This window comes from Lachnoclostridium sp. An76 (genome assembly GCF_002161355.1).
Lineage (GTDB): Bacteria > Bacillota > Clostridia > Lachnospirales > Lachnospiraceae > Mediterraneibacter > Mediterraneibacter caccavium.
Window position 1 is genome coordinate 505,298 of record NZ_NFHL01000002.1, and the last position, 14,147, is coordinate 519,444.

6 protein-coding genes and 2 pseudogenes are annotated in these 14,147 nt (G+C 44.3%); 1 reads left to right on the forward strand and 7 read right to left on the reverse strand.

The window, feature by feature from the left end; all coding sequences use genetic code 11:
• Window positions 1-60: 60 nt before the first annotated feature.
• Window positions 61-5,358, reverse strand: a complete 5,298-nt coding sequence (locus B5G27_RS06435; RefSeq protein ID WP_162611205.1) for a glycoside hydrolase family 98 domain-containing protein — start codon at window positions 5,356-5,358, stop codon at window positions 61-63.
• A gap of 294 nt (window positions 5,359-5,652) precedes the next feature.
• Between B5G27_RS06435 and B5G27_RS16405 the strand changes: the two are divergent.
• Window positions 5,653-5,847 (forward strand): annotated as a pseudogene (locus tag B5G27_RS16405) (site-specific integrase); the annotation flags it as partial.
• Between the two features lie 61 nt (window positions 5,848-5,908).
• On the opposite strand, the gene guaA reads toward B5G27_RS16405, so the two are convergent.
• The 6 genes and pseudogenes from guaA to B5G27_RS06470 all read right to left on the reverse strand — a co-directional run bounded on the left by guaA (window position 5,909) and on the right by B5G27_RS06470 (window position 14,064).
• The gene (guaA, locus tag B5G27_RS06445) at window positions 5,909-7,456 is read right to left on the reverse strand and encodes a glutamine-hydrolyzing GMP synthase (protein ID WP_087178178.1); all 1,548 of its coding nucleotides are present in this window, start codon (window positions 7,454-7,456) and stop codon (window positions 5,909-5,911) included.
• Between the two features lie 238 nt (window positions 7,457-7,694).
• Window positions 7,695-9,056 carry an MATE family efflux transporter gene (locus tag B5G27_RS06450; protein ID WP_206608981.1) on the reverse strand — a complete coding sequence of 454 codons (1,362 nt, stop codon included), beginning with the start codon at window positions 9,054-9,056 and terminating at the stop codon, window positions 7,695-7,697.
• Window positions 9,057-9,377: 321 nt separating this feature from the next.
• Entirely contained in the window at window positions 9,378-9,605 is a 228-nt protein-coding gene (locus tag B5G27_RS06455; protein WP_087178078.1) for an HPr family phosphocarrier protein, read from the reverse strand.
• A 149-nt stretch (window positions 9,606-9,754) separates the two neighbouring features.
• Complete coding sequence (locus tag B5G27_RS06460) at window positions 9,755-11,302, reverse strand: response regulator (RefSeq protein ID WP_087178079.1); 1,548 nt, start codon at window positions 11,300-11,302, stop codon at window positions 9,755-9,757.
• Between the two features lie 118 nt (window positions 11,303-11,420).
• Window positions 11,421-11,558 (reverse strand): annotated as a pseudogene (locus tag B5G27_RS06465) (sporulation transcriptional regulator SpoIIID); the annotation flags it as partial.
• Between the two features lie 25 nt (window positions 11,559-11,583).
• Window positions 11,584-14,064, reverse strand: coding sequence for a hypothetical protein (locus tag B5G27_RS06470; protein ID WP_087178081.1), 2,481 nt, complete (start codon window positions 14,062-14,064; stop codon window positions 11,584-11,586).
• Between the last annotated feature and the right edge of the window lie 83 nt (window positions 14,065-14,147).

Here is a 14,147-nt window from a genome sequence, read left to right on the forward strand (position 1 = left end):
CAAAATCCCGCACCGGCGTTATTGATTGTAATCACCTTATTTTTCTGATAATAGAATGAACTAATTCCATCTGCTGCGTTTTCTTCTAATTGTCATAACCGCCATTGAACTCATCACTGCCAGAATAAACCATATGGAAAAATCTGTGTTATCTCCTGTATTCAGGGCATTTGCATCGGTTTCTCTGCCAGTATTCTTCCCAGCATCAGGATCACTTCCGTTATTGCTGCCGCTATTACCATCTTTGTCATCCTCATACGCATCTGGTTTTACTGCTGCTTCTTCCAATTTGTCTATACTTTCTTGAAGCAGGGCCAATGCATCATCCACATCCTTCTGTGTGGCGCTCGCACTGTCCATCACAGTTTTTGCCGCTTCAAGTGCATTTCGGACTGCCGCGGAGCTTTTTTCTGTGTATTTGCTCAGATCCATGCTTTCTACTTTTCCGATCAGTTCCTTCAGTTCTGCTTTGTCTACTGATGGCTCCGGCTCTTTTTCGTCTTCAGTACAAATCACAAAGTCAACATATCCATTGGATTCCAGTATAACCGTAGCTGTATTTTCCGCCGGATCGAACTCTACGCTTGGTTTCACATACTGATCATCTAAACCTCTTATCACTTCGATAGTCGGAGCTTTTTCAACACCTGATACTACAAATGTTGTTGTTCGGAATTCATCATCATCAGGATTTGGAATATAAGTGTCTCTTATCCAGTCCTGCAAATATGTATTATGATCCGTATCCCATCTTTCATTATTAGGCGCGGATCCATAATTCTCCCAAATAGAATCTTTGTCTACACGATAATTATTAAGATAAACCGATATTCCCTGTTCTGTATCTTCAACGATCGCATAAGTATGTGGTGTCATGGTCACATTCATTGAGGTATTTTTATCCACTTGGATTTTCACATTTTGATCTTCGTTAATGTTCACATTGCTGTTATATAAATACCATACATCATTGACTAACTGTGCGAATCCGTCTCCTTCATACATTTCCTCATATTCATCGGCAAAGAATTCAGACTTTCGGTCTTTCGCTAATTCCGGAGAATTCTGATTCAGGATTGTTTTTCCTTTAAATGTTTCTTCCACTACTGACTCATCAACAGCTTCCGGAACTGCGGGAATCAGTCCGTACCGTCCGGTGGTCTGTGTCGGAAGAGTCGCGTCATCCCAGTTAATTCCCTGCTGCAGCATATTTCCCTGTTCTTTCAGCACACTTAGTTTCCCATAAAATGCAACTTCTGTATCCGCAAGGATTTCCTCTTTGCTTGGCGCAGGATTCTCAATGGCATAGCGCATAAATTCTGCAATTACATTTTCATACGCCGGTGAAACCTGATCATAGGAGCCATATACATATGCCGGATGCTCAAAATTATACACACATCCGCCGTTGGTATAAATACTCATCATTTCAATTCCAAGCAGCGCTTCCGGCTCAGTAGCTACCGGTCTTGCCTCTTCGCCACCGGCCATATATTGCTGATTACCGCCAAATAATTTCCCAAAACGCTTTTCATACCATTTCCATGTATCTGCAAGACCTCCCCACTGTTCAACTACTCCGGTCAGCCACAGCCCCTGCATATAACTTGCAGTTCCGGCATTTGAGTTTGTTCCTGCCGGTGTATTTTTCCACGTAAAAATAAAGCTGTCAGAATATTTCTTCAGCGCCTTGTTAAATTTAGGATTTGCAATCACCTGTTCTATAACGCCTTCCTGGTGTTCACTCCAGATAAAATATCCGCCGTTCTCATGTGCGATTTTGAGATACTCTTCTCCCATGGTGGCAACTTTCTGATAATCTGTCCAATAATTTTCCGTAGACATGATTCCCTTAAGGCATGTGTACTCTTTGAACATCTGGTCAATCCATTCCGACGGCAAATTTGCCACTCCGGTATAATATGGCTGCTGTCCTGCCGTTGCTACTACCAGGACAATCGGTATATTATTTTTTTCAGCAATTTTTAACTGGTTTTCATAAAATGCCGCCGCCGTGTGTCCATCGCCTTCGTTTAGTCCGATTTTACCTCCAAGATGCAGTTCGATAACCGCATTATCCTTTAGATCATCAGGCACGGAATTCCAACGTCCGACTAAAGTGTCGCCCCAGTCGAGGACCGCCGTGTCTGTACTCGCATCATATGATTTGCCATACAGCGGCATTATCAACAAAGGATTCTCATTATCAACTGTAATTCGTTTCTCCGGTCCCGGTTCTACCGGCTCTTCGTCATCAGAATTTAAGTTTACCCCAAGCGCCTGCAATTCAACAACGTGATTTGTTGTACCTCCGTCTTTCACTCCATATGTGTAAACTCTTATATATCTTGCTTTTACCGGCGAACTGAATTTAAACTCTTTTCCAGCTTCCGTCTCCGCATAAAGTTCATCCTGCCCTGCGCCAAATCCATGGACATTATCACGGTCTGAGTTATAAACAACTGTCGGATTCGTAAAGTTTTTATTATCTGACACTGCGATCACAGTGGCGTCATAAGTTCTTCCGTCTTTCCAATATCTCCACATATTGATCTTTGAAATAAGATTGTTTGCTCCCAAATCAACCTGCAAATATGCAGATCGGCGTTCGTCATCTATTCCGAAATCACAATAACTTGAGTTGTCGATTACTCCGTCCGTTACCATTTCTTTCGGTTTCTCGCTGTTTACATTTTCATCTGAATCATCAGATGTTTTTTTTATGCTGACCTCTTTGCCGAGCGCCAGATTTTCCAGATTTTCTGAATCAATCACAACTTTTGCATCTGCCCAGTCCGACCAGTCATAATATGTTACTTCTCCGGATTTTACTCTCAAAGTAAGTTTTTTGGCATTCTTCGGAATCTCCACATCAAATCTGTAGGCATCCATTGACGGATTCATTTCGCCGGTCTTTTCCAAAACTTTCCCGTCCACTTCAACTTCAAAAGCTTCAACGACTGCATTTTTCTGCTGATCCGCATTATAATCATTAAGTTTGGCTCTGTTTACACCTGCATACGCCTGAAACTTCTTAACCCCTTTGTCCTCAATGTCATAAACAATTTCAGAGTCTGCCTGTGTCCCCAAACCTTTAGCAAACGTCTTTTCCCGGCCGTTTACTAACAGTTTTAATTCATACCTGTCGTCGATTGAAGTATCCAGTTTTGTCTCTCCGCATAAATCGCTTTCCCATTCCATATCCGATAAATATACAAGAATGTCTGACCCAGTCTGCTGCTCTGGCTCACTTACCTTAATTTCTATTGTGGCACTGATACCGTCTTTTGTTTCTGCTTTGATTTCAGCGGTTCCCGGTTTCAGCGCACTCACAATTCCAAACGGCGACACCTTTGCCACTGATTCATCGGATGAATTGTAAATCACAAGCTGGTCTGACGTATCTTCCGGCTCAAATCCAACTGTAAGCTGTATGCTTTCTCCGACTTCAATTTGTTCGCTGGGGCTTTTCAAGACAAGCTTTTCCCCTGTTACAATTTCCGGTTGTGTAAAATTTTCGTCACCGGTCTGTATTTTCATAATATCAAGATAGCTGCTTTGCGTATAGCCGATCCTCCAAACCCGGTTATCATGCGGGCCGGCTTTAATAGTGAGATTCCCCTCCGGATCCATCACTTCTTTATTCGCAGTTCCGTCCTGCAAAGCGCTATACCATACTTTTACAACACCGTCTTCGTATAAAAAGGTGGAGCGATAAATCTGAAAACTGTCCCACGCATCCCCTTTTCCCGGAGAAAGAATCGGTTCAGTTCCGACCTGTTCCCAGTGGATGCCGTCTTTTGAAGTTGTCAGATACAACATCGATCCGTCCGGATTTCCCCCTGTAAAGCACTGTGAAAAAGCCCAGTACTCTTTCAACTCGGGTATATATGAGACATCCTGATGCCACGGTGCAAGTTTTTCTCCCTCTGTTGTCACAGCAAGAAAATTTTCTACTCTTTCTGGTTTTGACCAGTTGATCCCGTCTTCTGACCATCTTGTCTCCACAAAATTATTCTGTCCGTTATTATACCCTACGTCACCCGTGTTATTTGCCCACATCACAAAAATATCTCTCGTTTCATCATATGTAAATGTAGGGGACAGCATATCATATCTGTCTTTTGACGCAATGACCGTAATAAAGGAATTATCAATTCCATCTTGATCCACTGTCGCGTCTTTCAATGTTCTTTCCGATTCATCTTTAGGTTTTGCCCAGATGCCTGTTTCTTCATCATAAGTAACCGGAACTCCCCAGTGAATCCCGTCGTAGGAAACTCTCATTCGAACTTCTGCACCCTGGTCTCCATTGTCATCTGCCCAATTCCAGTATGCCATCATAGCATTCATTTTTTTGTTATATACCATATCTACATCGCAGTTATGGAAACGTGTGGAAATCGGTTCCGGTTCAATCGGATTCTTTATTCCTTCCGGCTCAATCCAGTTTTCCCCATCATTTGAAGCTGCAATATACGGATTTTCATACTGTGAAGTTACAGACACATTCGGCGTGTATACCATCCAGTATTCATATCCATTCCATCCACCGTCAACCTTTACTATATCAGGATGTGTAACCTGTCCCGCAATATGCAGCTGTGTCCCATTCTGATAATTACTCTGTTTGTCCTGATAATGTGTCGGGAAACTCTGATAAACTTCTGCATTTTTAAATGCTGTTTTTGTTTGTTCTGGGTCAGTTTCTCCGCTTCCTTTCGATGCATATACTTCCAGTTCTACCAAATGATTACCCGCATGATAGTCACCATTTATTTTTTTACTTCCACGCATATACACACGAATATATCTTCCGGAAATCCCGTCATTCACGCTAAACTCTTTGCCTTCTGCTGTTTCTGCATATGTTTCATCAGGATTATTTAAGTCTGTATTAAGTCCATATGTATATTTTTCCTCTGTTACAGAACTATAGATTACAGCATCATTGTCATCAAAAGTTTCATCTTCGGATGCAACGATCATTGTATTCTGATATGATCTGCCGTCTTCCCAGTAACGCCACATTTTTACAGAAGACAGCTCATAAGATTTGCCCAGATCCACTTCAAAGTAAACCGATGGCCGTTCATCTTCTGCAATACCCTCATATTTATCATTCCAGGCTGCATAATATCTGTAATCGCCATGCTGTCCGTCCACTGCCAGAGCTGCCGGTGACATAGTGTTTTCCGGTGAAATATCAGACACTTCTTCAGCAAATCCAACCACAGCGGATTTTCCCTTAGCCACATTTGTCACTTCTGCTGCCGATGTTGCCATCGGTGATAATACGCCCGCGACCATACTGCCGATCAGCAATGATGACAGTATTGTACATTTTGTTTTCCTCACTTTTTTCTCTCCCTTCTTCCAGTACATTCGTATAGAATTATTTTACATCATCCGTTTTTCCATCCCATCAGATTATTTATCTTTTTTCTACACTCTTTTGACCGCCTTATTTATTTCTTACACTTTTTTATCTTTTCTTATGATCAAAGTTAAAAATGTTATGTTTCCCGCGGTCTTATAGCAGCTGTCCGATTTCTTTTTCATACATAATTATTTTCCTATAAGACTGACACACTACAGAACATGTGGAGGTGAGTGGCGGGGCTGTATAGCGGCGACCTCGCATAATTATATGTTCTGATCGAAATGGGATGCCAGCCTCTCCTGATTGCAGACCGGCTCGGACATGAAAAAATACAGACGACCTTAAATACTTACAGTCATCTGTATCCGAATAAACAGGCAGAAGTAGCTGCCCAGCTTGAAAATGTGATAAACGGAACGACAGTTCCGAATGGTAGCCAAATGGCAGGTGTAGCCAATTTGTAGCCAACAAAAGAGAAAAATCTCTGGAAAGCCTGCAAAATAAGGCTTTCCAGAGATGTGGTGTCTATTCGAACTCTATCGTCCCCGGCGGTTTACTCGTCAGATCATAAAATACCCTGTTTACCCCCCGCACCTCATTAATGATCCTGCTCATCACCTTATTGAGCACTTCATACGGGATTTCCGCCGCCTCGGCTGTCATAAAATCAACCGTTTTCACCGCCCTGAGCGCCACTGCATAGTCATAAGTCCTCTCGTCCCCCATGACTCCGACGGAACGCATATTTGTCAACGCTGCGAAATACTGATTGATATCCTGATCCAGCCCTGCATTTGCGATCTCTTCTCTGTATATTGCATCCGCATCCTGCACGATCTTTACTTTCTCCGCAGTCACCTCGCCGATAATGCGGATCCCCAGTCCCGGTCCCGGGAACGGCTGACGGAACACCAGCTCTTTCGGGATCCCCAGTTCCAGACCGGCCTTGCGCACTTCGTCCTTGAACAGATCGCGCAGTGGCTCTATGATCTCTTTGAAATCAACATAATCCGGAAGACCGCCCACATTGTGGTGGGACTTGATCACTGCGGATTCTCCGCCCAGGCCGCTCTCTACCACATCCGGATAGATCGTTCCCTGTGCAAGGAAGTCCACAGCCCCGATCTTCTTCGCCTCTTCCTCAAACACACGAATGAATTCTTCACCGATGATCTTGCGCTTCTGCTCCGGTTCAGTCACGCCGGCCAGCTTGCTGTAATATCTCTCCTGCGCGTTCACGCGGACAAAGTTCAGGTCGAAGTCTCCGTCCGGCCCGAATACGGCTTCCACTTCATCTCCCTCATTTTTACGGAGAAGGCCATGGTCTACAAATACGCATGTAAGCTGTTTGCCGATGGCTCGGGACAGAAGACCTGCTGCCACAGAGGAATCCACGCCGCCGGATAATGCCAGCAGCACTTTGCCGTCTCCCACTTTCTCACGGATCGCCGCGATCGAGCTCTCCACGAATGCATCCATCCGCCAGTCTCCCGCGCAGCCGCACACATTCTTCACGAAATTATTGATCATCTTTGTGCCTTCTGCAGTGTGGAGCACCTCAGGATGGAACTGGATCGCATAAAGCTTCTCTGCCTCATTCTCCGCTGCCGCCACCGGGCAGTCCGCTGTGTGGGCGGAAATCTCAAACCCCGGAGCCACCTGCGCGATATAGTCAAAATGGCTCATCCAGCAGATCGTCGGCGTAGACACATCCGTAAATACTTTTGAGGAAGTCTTGTCGATCAGGACTTCCGTTTTTCCATACTCGCGGACATCCGCCTTTTTCACTTCGCCGCCGAGCACATGCATCATGAGCTGGGCGCCGTAGCACAGGCCGAGCACCGGGATCCCCAGTTTGAACAACTCATCCGTATAGGTCGGAGAATCCGGCAGATAGCAGCTGTTCGGCCCGCCGGTCAGGATGATCCCCTTAGGGTTCATCTCTTTGATCTTCTGGATATCTGTCTTGTAAGAATAAATCTCACAGTACACATTACATTCTCTCACGCGTCTCGCGACAAGCTGATTATACTGCCCGCCGAAATCGAGCACGATCACTAATTCATTCTTCAACGTCTTCCTCCTGTAAAATACGGCCCTGCTGCTCTTGAAACGCCGGACCGCTTGTTCTTCTGTATCCATTATAGTGGAGCGTCCTTGGTTTTACAAGCATTTCTTGTACCACGGCATTTACTCTCAGCATTTACTCTCAGCATTTACTCCCAGCATCTGCGCACAGCACTTCTCCGCGGCATTTCTCCCGCCCTGTATGGAGCGCGATGGAGCAATCTCCACCCAGATCTGCCTGATCTTATATGGAGTGGATCTGCTTCCACTTGCCCGCCTTGTATCTCAGAGTCATGCATACCGCCCTCACGCACCAGTCAATGACCATGGCAATCCACACGCCGAGCACGCCCAGTCCGAGCCAGCCGCCGAGCACATAGCTGAAAATAATACGGAAGATCCACATGGAAGCCAGGGATATGACCATCGTCACCTTCGCGTCTCCGGCTGCCCGGAGGGCTGAGGGAACAGTGAAAGACACCGGCCATATGAGACATGCGCTCACACTGTGGAAATACAGGACGCTGCGCGCTGTCTGCGCAGTAATGTCTGACAGGTTGTACGCCCAGAGCACAAGCGGCATCACGCACAGTACGATGAGATTGACTCCCCACATGCACAGGTAAACCAGGCGGATCAGTTTTTTAGTAAAATACTCTGCCTGCTCATAATCTCCCGCGCCCACGCACCGGGCGATGACCGCTGTGACCGCCAGGTTGATCGCCATGCCCGGAAGCACCTGGAAATTCGCCACTGCATTGCAGACCGCATTCGCCGCGATCGCATATGTACCGAAAGTGGACACCAGGCTGAGCACGATGATCTTCCCCAGTTGGAACATGGAATTCTCAAGGCCATTGGGGATCCCGATCCCCAGAATCCGTTTCACCATCGTCCAGTCCGGCCGGAAACGGAATGTTTTTTCTATATGGATCACATTTTCTTTCCTGCTGAGCATAAAGATGATCAGTACAGCCGCCGTAATGCGGGATACCAGCGTAGGGATGGCCACGCCTTCTGTCCCTCTGCGGAATCCATAGATCAGGATGGCATTTCCCGCAACATTCACCACATTCATGATCACAGCCACCTGCATGGAGACTTTCGAGTTCCCCATCGCGCGGAATATGGCCGCGCCCGCATTGTACAGCGCGATAAACGGGATGGAAGCCGTGACGATCATCAGATACGTATCCGCGTGTCCCATGACATCCGCATCGATCTGGCCGAACACCACATGCAGGACGAACCATTTCCCGCAGTATATGACTGCCATGATCACCACAGCCAGGATCGTAGTGAACCAGATCAGCTGTGTCGCCGCGCGGGAAGCAAGTTTTCCGTTTTTCTGCCCGAGATACTGTCCGGCTATGACCGCGCCTCCGGTGGCGAGGGCTGCGAAAAGATTGGTAAACAGGACCATGATATTGTCTACCAGCGAGACTCCGGACACGGCCGCCTCACCCACGCTCGCCACCATCACCGAGTCCGCCATGCCTACGAGGACAGCCAGGAACTGCTCCACGATCAGCGGCAGGATCAGCGCCGCCAGCGCCCGGTTCGTAAAAAGAAGCCTTTCTTTTTCTTTGATCTGTTTTTTCCCCATACTGGTCCCCCTTCTTCCTGTTCCGCTGCTCAGCCTGCTGCATTGTTCTTTCTGTATTCTTTGTTCTTCCTTATCCTGCACACATTATACGTCCCGGCGTCCGGATACTCAAGGAACGATATTTACTGTTTACATGGCGGACTTTACCGATATTTACTATATATTTTTACTGCATTCATTTCCTTTTCCAGCCTGCAGCACTGCTGATGCTGACAGCTGTCTGCCAGGCGCACCGCGCAAAAAAGCCCGGCATATCATCTATACCGGGATCTTTTCACATTTTTATCATTTTCATTTATCCGGCTCGGACCGTCTCATCGCCTATGCCGCATACTTCAGAAGTTCTGTCTCCAACTCTCTTCCGTCACCTGTATGCATCTTCAGTTCCAGCACACTGTTGAGTCCAAGATGCATAATACCAAGCAACGATTTTGCATCAACTACGACTCTGCCTCTCCTGACGTCTACATCGAATTCATATTTGGACACTGTCCTTACAAACTCAACGATCTCATCCGGAGTTTTGAACGTAAGTTTCATTTCGTTCATTATTCATCTCACCTCTTTTTTCATAAACGCCCTCTGCTGCCATGCTGTGATAAAACAGCGGCAATTCCGGGCTTTCCGGTTACCGCCATTCATACTACCACAATTTCCCTGCCTGAAAAGGGGGAATTTTTTAAAAAAGGTGAATTTTTTTAATGGATCGACTTGCGGAATTCCGTGGGGAGCATGCCCACTTCCTCCTTAAATACCCTGCTCATATATTTGGGGTCCGTATATCCTGTCAGCTCTGCGATCTGGTTCAGCTTCAGCCGGGTACCCGCCAGCAGGCTCTTGATCCGCTCGATCCTGAGCATCCTCACTGTCTCCGCAAATCCCATTCCTGTCTCTTTCTTAAACTGCGCGCTCAGATATTCTTCCGAGACGAAAAGCCGGGATGCGATCTCCTCCAGACGGATCCCCTGGTCATAATGTTTCCTGACCATCTGCACCGCCTTGCGTACCAGATCGCTCAGCTCTGCATCCCCAGCCTCCTCAAAGGCATTGAAATCCATCACATCGAAAAAAGCCTGCATCGCTGTCCTGATCTGTCTCCAGCTGATGGCTTCTGCGATCAGGTGCATGCTGTGCTGTACACTCAGCTCAGACTTCACCTCATATCTTGTCTTATACGCACCCAATACCGACAGATCGAACCGTATCAGACATTCTTTGATCTCCCGCGGACTGTGCGGCTCCGCCCGGAAGAGGTCATACAGCCGGTAATAACACTTTTTGATCTCCTCGCCGTTCTCATCCAGCACCGCGCGTCGGACCTGCGCCTCCAGCGCAGCCGGATATTTCAGAGGCACGATCTCCATTTTCTCCACATCCCTGCGGCGGATCAGGCTGCCCCGGTCAAAGAGCAGGTTCCACTCCCGGATCTGCCGGAGATTTCTCAGCGCTTCCGGGAAATCACACATATGCTCTGTCTCTTCCCACAGGCATACGACCTCGCCCCGGATACTGCCGCTCAGCACAGGGACAACCTGTTCCCTGAAAACGGCAAAGCCCTTGTCAGAAGACAGAGCCGCCGCACTCTGGTCAGTACGGTACACCGCTGCCGCCACCAGATGCCATGTGTCAACAGGCACCGGACAGACAGAAAATCCCTGTCCCGCGCCTGCTTTCTCCAACATGCCGCAGACCTGTTCCCTCTGTTCCGTGTACCCGGATCCAAGCCATACCACAAACAGGGCGCCCGGATCCTCCAATGTAAACCCGAACTTTTCCTGTGTCATCTGATGGAACTGACGGTCTGGGGTCAATTGTCCGTTGAGACATCCAGTAAAAATATTTTGCAGATTAAATGCCTTCCCCATCACCTGCTCTTCCCTGACTTTATCCCGGATCCGAAGAATGGCTGTCCTCAGCTGTGCGGTGCCGAACGGCTTAAGGATATAATCATCCACACCCAGGGTGATCGCCTGTCTGGCGTGCCCGAAATCTGTATCCGCAGTGACAATGAGCACACGTGCATTATTTTTCTCTGCACGGAGCTTCCGCAGCATAGACAGGCCGCCCATTCCCGGAAGCCGGATATCCATGATAACAAGGTCCGGCTTTTCCGCGCGGATCAGATTGCATCCGTCCCTGCCGTTCTCTGCATTCCCCGCCAGAACAGCGTCCGGGAGCGCAGTCTTCACAGTCTTTTCAATTGTCTCTCTTGTCTGCTGCTCGCTCTCTACGATTACGATCTTCATTTGATGCCTCCCCGCCAGATCAGTTCCTGGATATAGCCAGTATAGCACATCTCCTCCGGCGGCAGGCGTCAAATTTATATTCCCGATATATCACTCTGTATCGGATGTTCAGGACGTTTTAACCGTGTTGATGAAGATATTTTTCTCTTGTCGCCATCCCGCCCCGGATGTGACGCTCGGATTTGTTGGTGTCGAGGACTTTGCGGGCCTCGCGGGCAAGGGTAGGGTTGATCTGGAGAAGGCGTTCCGTGACGTCTAGCAATGTCAAGGTAAAATAATTTTTATTTACTCCGTTTTGAATATATATTTTCAAGTGAACATTTTAGTAGTGATTGTGAAAGTTTAGTCAAGTTGTCCTTATCACATTTGTCTCTAGAATGCTTCAAATAATCTTGAACTTTATTATACGCTTCAGAACAGCATAGGCTATACTCTTTTTCATATCCATTACTTATCATTTGATTTTTTATTATTTTTTTAGTATAAGACCAAAAACTTATAATTTGTTTAACCGGATTATCTTTAATAGATATAACTGGTTTCATCAAAAGTTCATGAGCTTGTAAGAATTTTTCTTTTATGTCCAAAGTTTTTCTCTTTTCAATCAATAGTAAATTCAACTTAGCTTGTTGTGTATCCATCTGAAATGGAACAACATTATCCGATTCTCTAAACCAACTATATGCATTATCTAAATATGTCTGTGCCAATTCATATCTTCCTACATTCGTACATGCAATAGAGAACTGTAACCAAAAGAATGAATTTTCTTTATAATACGTTAGATCCTTTAACTCATTATAATAATTGATAAGAAAAGCTTCTTTCTGTCCAGAATTTATCAAAAATGTCTTCACATGCGAGTATGATATAATATTTTTTAATATATTTTCATACTTTTCTGTAGATGAATAATGATCGGCATAGTGCGCTGTCTTAGAGAGCACCTTAATTATGGTTTCATTGCATTCTAATTCTTCTAAAATTGCTTTTGCAGTTACTGCAGATCTAAGTTTAAATCCCGCCGTTCCTGAAGAAAACTCTAATATCTCTTGCACATTAGGATCCTCAGTAAAATTTGTATCCAATGCAATTTTTACATCTAAAATTTTACTCATATCATTAGCACTGATATTTAAACTCATTGTCTTTATTAATAATGCTAGAATTAAAACATCAAAATAATTACCCGGCATCTCTTTTATATTTTTTACGACATTGTTAATCCTTTCTTTCATATCTGTAGAATTTACCAAAAGCAACATAATTCCCTGTAGTTCACAATTTCCTTGTCCTTTTCCTGTTAATAATCGGCGCTTCATAGTCGGTGACAAATTACTTTTTTCTCCCCACAATCCATTATCATTTATAATCGTTTGTATTTGCGCTATTTCTCCTCTATCCAGTTTATTCAAATCAAAAATTGCACTTTCTCCTTCACCGATTTTAAGTATATCATTTACCTCAAGAATACGTGTATCATAAAGCACTGTTCTCGCCGATAAAACAAATTGAACATCTGATAAACTATATAGAGCAAACTGTCCTAAAACGGATAAAAAATTATAATAATTTTCAATAATTACTATTTTCCGTCCATTTTCTTTAATAATATTTTTAAGATCTTTCCCTTTAACTCCTTCGTAATCTTCTTTAAGCGTAAAAAATTTAATCCCTTTATTTTGAAGTTGATGTTTTAATGACTCAATAAAAATAGTCTTTCCATTTCCCAAATTTGCATGTAAATAAATAACTTTTATTCCATCATTTATGCATTTAATAACATCATGTATTTTTTTTCGGAATATTAAATTATTATACTTTCCAGCTTTTCTATACCATAAGGAGTCATTAATCTGACCGATCATAAACAAATCGTGTACTTCAAAAGTTGTCGCACTTTTAATCGGATTCTTCGGTTTAAAGGCTTCAAACGCCTTATAATAATGAAGACCGTTATCTATACGAATGGGATGTTTACTTGCATATTCCGATAATTCCTGAACAAACGCCTTCATTCCAACCGACTTAACACACCCTAATCTTTCCAGTTTTCTTTTTTTATCTAACGTAATTTGGGACGACTCTATAAATACTGTTTTATTAATGACATTTTTATTAAAAATAAATCGTTTAATATCTAAGTCGTAATCTAGTGAAAGTCCTACAACAACAATACAATCTGCAGTTTCTAGATCCTCACCAAATACTGCCCCCCATTCACTATCCTTCAAACCTTCTGCTGCCAAATAGCTTCTACCAGTAAGTTTAAACTCATCATTGAGACTTTGTTCAGTAAGTTTTCCTATATACCCATTAATGTATATACATAGATTTTTTTCTAAATCGTGCTCTGAACGATGAGTCTTTAAAGTAATAGGTATCAAAGATAAAGCATGATCCATTTTGCTTGTAGCAATTAAAGGGACTTCGTCATAATTTGTTGTATAAACTCTTTGCCATTTAAAGGAATAAAGTCCCTTATGCTCCTTTTCAATTTTTCCTACGCGTAATTGATTTTTAATTTCTTGTATTAAATCAGCTGATGAAAACATTTCTTGGTATGTTTCTGCTGCATCCTGCAAATCCCATGGATTCTCTGGATGATCAATACCACATAGATTATATAATTGACTAGCCAAATTCACTCCTGAAGGGAACCTCTCTCCATGGGGTGTCTTTACATTCAAATGTGCTCCGGATCCTGTAATTAAAACTGCATTTCCCCTAAGAATACTATTAAAAATATCTTGATTTTCCATATAATCTCCTTTGTATCTTGCTAAACAAATATCATTTACTCTTATTATTCAACTGTATCTACGTTAGTGAATGTAATATATAA

Excerpts from the sequence above, each read along its gene's own strand:
- B5G27_RS06450 (WP_206608981.1), bottom strand. The coding sequence starts at position 9,056 with ATGGGGAAAAAACAGATCAAAGAAAAAGAAAGGCTTCTTTTTACGAAC.
- B5G27_RS06455 (WP_087178078.1), bottom strand. The coding sequence starts at position 9,605 with ATGAACGAAATGAAACTTACGTTCAAAACTCCGGATGAGATCGTTGAG.
- B5G27_RS06460 (WP_087178079.1), bottom strand. The coding sequence starts at position 11,302 with ATGAAGATCGTAATCGTAGAGAGCGAGCAGCAGACAAGAGAGACAATT.
- B5G27_RS06470 (WP_087178081.1), bottom strand. The coding sequence starts at position 14,064 with ATGGAAAATCAAGATATTTTTAATAGTATTCTTAGGGGAAATGCAGTT.